The sequence below is a fragment of the Methanoregula sp. genome, assembly GCF_049518935.1.
Lineage (GTDB): Archaea > Halobacteriota > Methanomicrobia > Methanomicrobiales > Methanospirillaceae > Methanoregula.
Window position 1 is genome coordinate 1 of record NZ_JBEKRH010000041.1, and the last position, 5,038, is coordinate 5,038.

Annotated in this window: 5 protein-coding genes; 3 read left to right on the plus strand and 2 right to left on the minus strand. The window is 56.0% G+C overall.

Features of this window, described 5'->3' with window-relative positions:
• The first annotated feature begins 724 nt into the window (after positions 1-724).
• Both ABSE13_RS12965 and ABSE13_RS12970 read left to right on the plus strand, forming a co-directional pair.
• Entirely contained in the window at positions 725-1,696 is a 972-nt protein-coding gene (locus ABSE13_RS12965; protein ID WP_424028936.1) for a DUF5667 domain-containing protein, read from the plus strand.
• 97 nt (positions 1,697-1,793) lie between these two features.
• On the plus strand, positions 1,794-2,747 hold the full coding sequence (locus ABSE13_RS12970) for a DUF7345 domain-containing protein (protein WP_424028937.1): 954 nt from the start codon (positions 1,794-1,796) through the stop codon (positions 2,745-2,747).
• 32 nt (positions 2,748-2,779) lie between these two features.
• Here the strand turns inward: ABSE13_RS12970 and ABSE13_RS12975 are convergent, their stop codons facing one another.
• On the minus strand, positions 2,780-3,433 hold the full coding sequence (locus ABSE13_RS12975) for a VTT domain-containing protein (protein ID WP_424028938.1): 654 nt from the start codon (positions 3,431-3,433) through the stop codon (positions 2,780-2,782).
• A gap of 138 nt (positions 3,434-3,571) precedes the next feature.
• On the opposite strand from ABSE13_RS12975, the gene ABSE13_RS12980 reads away from it, so the two are divergent.
• Entirely contained in the window at positions 3,572-3,874 is a 303-nt protein-coding gene (locus ABSE13_RS12980) for a hypothetical protein (RefSeq protein WP_424028939.1), read from the plus strand.
• Between the two features lie 80 nt (positions 3,875-3,954).
• Here ABSE13_RS12980 and ABSE13_RS12985 read toward each other — a convergent pair whose 3' ends face one another.
• The gene (locus ABSE13_RS12985; RefSeq protein WP_424028940.1) at positions 3,955-4,515 is read right to left on the minus strand and encodes a flavin reductase family protein; all 561 of its coding nucleotides are present in this window, start codon (positions 4,513-4,515) and stop codon (positions 3,955-3,957) included.
• Between the last annotated feature and the right edge of the window lie 523 nt (positions 4,516-5,038).

Sequence of the window (5,038 nt, forward strand, 5' to 3'; positions counted from 1 at the left end):
AGCTCCGGCAGACGAACAACGCTTCATGGCAGGATGTCCACCAGGACCGGGAGGATATCCGGACCGACCGGCAGCAGATCCGGAACGATCGCGGGGCACAGGGCTCTGCGTCGTAGACTTTTAATTATTATTTTTCGACGGTCCTATGCGATCCTCATATTATTACCTACATAAAAGACCCGTTTCGTAGGTTTCCGCACCCGGGAAGGTGCCATGATGCGACAGGCCGACGGGTTAATTCTCCGGATACGATGGAAAACGTGCGGGGCTCCCTTGAATAACCGGAACGTCCCTGATGCAAAGCACGACCCAACCCGGACCCTCATTTCAATGAATCCCGTTGCTGGAAGATTACGAACATGGTCGTACCTCTGCGGAGTGTGCTGCGGTGCAACAGGTGACGGTCATCGGGACACTGGAGACGTTGGCGACAACCACAGCACGTGAGAGGGGCGGGGGCCAGCCGGTCTCCCGCGTTTACTCCCCCGCTCCTGCGCGTCCGGCCGATCCGGAACCGGGCCATCAGGTATTCTGCCCGAAAAAACACCGGAACATTTTCCTGCAGGAAATCGCTCCGATTTGCCCGCTGGACCGTCCGGAACGATTTCATACGATATAAAAACCGCATGGACGACTGGCATTTCCCGGAACAGTAACGACCCTTATGGCTCCGGAAAGGGAACATTCAGCCAACGGTATAAACCGGCTTATGGAGGGAAAAAACATGAACACCAGGTTTGGCGTGCTGCTGGGGCTGGTGGCGCTTGGACTGCTTTGCGCCATCGGAACTGCCGCGGCAGACAACACCACCGGCACGCAGGGGATGCAGCTCGTAGATGACATACAGGCATATAACGGATCTATCGGCGCTGACAACTCCCTGTACGGGCTCAAGATCGCGTTTGAAAATCTCGACGATTCCTTCACCTTCAACCAGAGCGAGAGGCTGGCAAAAGAGATTGACCACGCAGACCTCCGCCTTTCCGAACTGAAAGGCGCACTGGAGGCCAACAGGACCGATGCCGCGGACCAGGCACTGGATCAGTACCGGGAGAACCTGAACCAGACCGAAGGTACCCTCGAACGGTTCAACGAAACCCGGTCCATGCCCCCCTTCAACGAGGCCGGATCCACGCCGGCGCCCATCGATACCGGCCTCATGCACGCGCAGGAAATGATCCTCAGGCACCAGGTTGTCCTGGAAAACCTCATGTCAACGCACTCCGACAATCCGGGCCTCGCTAGGGCATATGACAACAGCCGTGACCTGGAGCAGAAACTTGAGCAGAAGACCCAGACCCAGTTCGAACGCTACCAGGATGCAGATAACCGGATATGGTTACGTGCTGAACACCTGAGTCCCGGCACAGGGGACCGGATGCAGAACGGAACAACACCGGTATATACGGGAGGACGTTCCGGACCTGACGTTAACAGAATAGTCCCCGGATCAGGGAACCAGAGACCGGAACAAACCGGGCAGACCTGGAACAACAGTGGGCAGCTCCCCCGGGAAACGAACCAGACCGTTCAGGACCAGCACAGGACGGCTATCCAGGTAACTCCCGGCCGTAATCTGTCCCCGTCAAACTACCCGGAAAACAGGAGCGGAAACAGCAGCGGAACGGACCACCTGACCGACTCCCGGCATGATAACGGGAATGGCAACAGTGATACCAGGTTCCACACCCGGTAATTCCGCTGTTCATGTCAGAAACATGAATCACCGGTAAAAAAGACCGGTTACATATTTTTTATACAGAACACGATAATGATCAACAACAAGGTGCTCCATGTATAATCTGACCCGGTACCGTGTTCTGGCCATCGCAGTCCTGCTGCTGATCTGCACCCTGCCGGTGGTATGGGCGGCACCCGCCCCGGATTATACCACCACCTACACGATCACGCTCAGGGAAGACGGCTCGGCGCTCTGGACCGTGGAGTACCGCACCCCCCTTGCCACTGACGATGATATGAATAATTTTGAGAACTACTCCCAGGACCTGAACTCAGTCTACCTCCCCCAGCTGGAGGACCTGATGCAGCGTTCTGCTGCGCAGGCAGCTGCCGGCACGTCCCGGCAGATGATGGTGGACAATTTTTCCGGGAATTCCGTTGTCCAGACCTCCCCGACCGGAAAGTTCGGGGTTGTCACCTACTCGTTTTCCTGGACGAACTTTGCCGTGACTGACGGGGACCTTTCCGCAGGCGATGCGTTTGCCGGCGGGATGTACCTTGATAAGGATACTACCCTCATCGTCAGGTACCCGCACGGTTATACGGTAACGGACGCAGAACCGGTTCCCGACCAGCAGGCGGGCGACGGGCTCATCTGGTATGGCCTGCGTTCCTTCGGGGACGGGGAACCCCGGATCGTGCTGGAAAGACCGGCATTCCCGGTCCTGCCGGTTGTCCTGGGGATCATTGTCATCATAATCGCCGTCTCCGGCTTCATGGTATACCGGAAGAGAAAACCGCATTCCGGACCCGATGAACCAACAGGCGATCCTGAGGACCAGGCACCCCGCCTGTCCGAAGCGGATCTGCTGTCTCTCGAAGAGCGGGTCGTCCAGCTGCTACGGGCAAATGGCGGGGAACAGTTCCAGTCAGAGATCGTGAAATTCCTGGGCATGCCAAAATCCACCGTGAGTTCCACGCTCAATGATCTCCACCAGAGGGGGATGATCCAGAAAGTAAAAAAAGGACGGGAGAACCTCATCCGCCTTATTGAGGACCACCGGTAATCCTCATCAATACCATTATCCCCGGTGCAAGGTTAGCCGGATTTCTCTTTTGTGCGGCCGGGCCTGAAGCTCTTCACGATGACCCCGGCGCAGGCGATCAGCGAGATCCCGATGATGGCATAGACGACCAGGGAGAAGTTTTCCTTGACCACCGGGAGATTGCCAAACAGGTAGCCCACGGACAGGAAAAGGGTGACCCATGCGAGGCCGCCGAGGACATTGTATGAAAGGAATCGTGGGTAGGGCATCTCGCCGACACCGGCAAGGAACGGGGCGAAGGTCCGGATGAAGGGAATGAACCGGGCGATCACGATGGTGAAACCCCCGTACTTCGTGAAGTACTGGTGCGTCTCGTCAAGATGCTCTTTCCGGACGGGTGAGAACCGCCATTCGAGCACCCGCATCTCGAAGATGAACCCGATCCAGTAGTTCACTGTGTCACCGAGGACCGCCGCAAGGATCAGGACACCCAGGAGGACCCAGATGTTCAGGTAGCCTGCACCAGCGAGTGCGCTGGCAACGAAGAGGAGCGAGTCGCCCGGCAGGTATGGGGTGATGACAAGTCCCGTCTCACAGAAGAGGATGAGAAAGAGGATCAAGTAGGTCCAGGTCCCGTACTCATTGAGGATCTGGGGGAGGTACTTGTCAAAATTCAGGATGATGTCCAGGATGAACGGGAGAACCATTGAGCTGAAGTATTGAGCGGGGCAGGATAAAAAAAGAGAGGAACCGGTCACGGGGAGAGCCGGGAGGATGATATTCTCCCGAAGCGTTTATGTTCCGGCAGGAAGATCCTTCTTCATATCACAGGAGTTCAGGGTGTCATGGCAACTACTGCATACATGATCAAACAGTTCGGCGTGTTGAGTGTAGCGAAATTCTTCGGTGTTATTGGCCTTGTCTGGGGGTTCTTCATGGGGATCTTCCTTGCCATTGGCGTCGGGGGGATGGCGACTGCAGTGGGCACGCAAATGCTCGGGGTCGGGGCTGGTCTTATCGGCTGGGTCATGATGATCATCATCGGGGGTATAGGCGGATTCATCAGCGGTGCGATCGTCGCCATCGTGTATAATATTGTGCTCGGGGCAATCGGCGGCATCGAGATGGACCTGGAAGTGAAGTCCTAGGAAAGGGGCCCTCCTTTTTCACAGGTTAAAATTTTCACCGGTTTAAAAAAAGTCCGGTTTCTCATGAGAGAAAACCGGTCCTACTTCTTCGTATACTTCTTCCCCGCCGAGAACGCCTTTTCGACCGGTTTCCCGATATCGAAGTAGGTGGCCTGGGAGTACACGATCGGGTGGATCTTTGCAACATCCGGTTTCCCGTCGGTCAAACATGCCTTGTCTGCATGGATCTCCACGACTTCGCCGATATACAACTGGTGGCTCCCGCAGTCGACTTCCTTGAAGAGCCTGCATTCGATGTTGACCGGGCACTCCGCGGCTAAGGGTGCGGTCTTCAGCTTGCCATAGAACGACTGGAAGACCTTCGACTTGTCCTCCTGCGCTCCGGAGACGAGGCCGCAGTGGTCGGTCTCGACTACGTGCTTTACGGATGCCACATTCAGGCTGAAGGTCTTGTTCTCCTCAATTCCCTTCGCGGTATACCGCGCCTTGTTGAGCGCAACACAGACCATCGGTGGCGCCATGCAGGCAACGGTTGCCCATGCGGCGGTCATGTAGTTCGCCTTCCCCTTCACGTTTGCGCCCACGAGTACGGCGGGCATGACACTCATATACGGCATCGGGCCGAGCGTGATCTTGTCCATGGTCTCTCTCCGGGATGATGTTGGTACGGGAGGAGTTTAAGGGTATCTTTCCGGGGCTTTGACCGGACTTTACATGAACCGTGTCAGGCAGATTTCCAGACAGGATGTGAGGGCATTTTTTCATCGCGATCATGACCCCGGTTGAAAAGGTAATCCGGATCGACCGGACGGTGAGTAAACTATTTCCGCCAGACTCTCGCTGAAAAAACGTTCCGGAATGGAATGATTTATTCGTGTTTTGCTATGCCCTGTGCACGTATCTTTTTCCCCCATGATGACCGCGGCTTCATGTGCGGATGGGTAACCGTGACAGGGAATGCGATAACACGCGAAGCTGTCCTGAAAAGCCGGAGTAACCGGATGGGCTAAAAAAGACACTGAAAACGATATTGAAAAAATTAAAAAGTCTACGACGCAGAGCCCTGTGCCCCGCGATCGTTCCGGATCTGCTGCCGGTCGGTCCGGATATCCTCCCGGTCCTGGTGGACATCCTGCCATGAAGCGTTGTTCGTCTGCCGGAGCT

Coding starts and splice junctions, on each gene's coding strand:
- ABSE13_RS12980 (WP_424028939.1), top strand. CDS start 3,572: ATGGCAACTACTGCATACATGATCAAACAGTTCGGCGTGTTGAGTGTA.
- ABSE13_RS12975 (WP_424028938.1), bottom strand. CDS start 3,433: ATGGTTCTCCCGTTCATCCTGGACATCATCCTGAATTTTGACAAGTAC.
- ABSE13_RS12965 (WP_424028936.1), top strand. CDS start 725: ATGAACACCAGGTTTGGCGTGCTGCTGGGGCTGGTGGCGCTTGGACTG.
- ABSE13_RS12985 (WP_424028940.1), bottom strand. CDS start 4,515: ATGGACAAGATCACGCTCGGCCCGATGCCGTATATGAGTGTCATGCCC.
- ABSE13_RS12970 (WP_424028937.1), top strand. CDS start 1,794: ATGTATAATCTGACCCGGTACCGTGTTCTGGCCATCGCAGTCCTGCTG.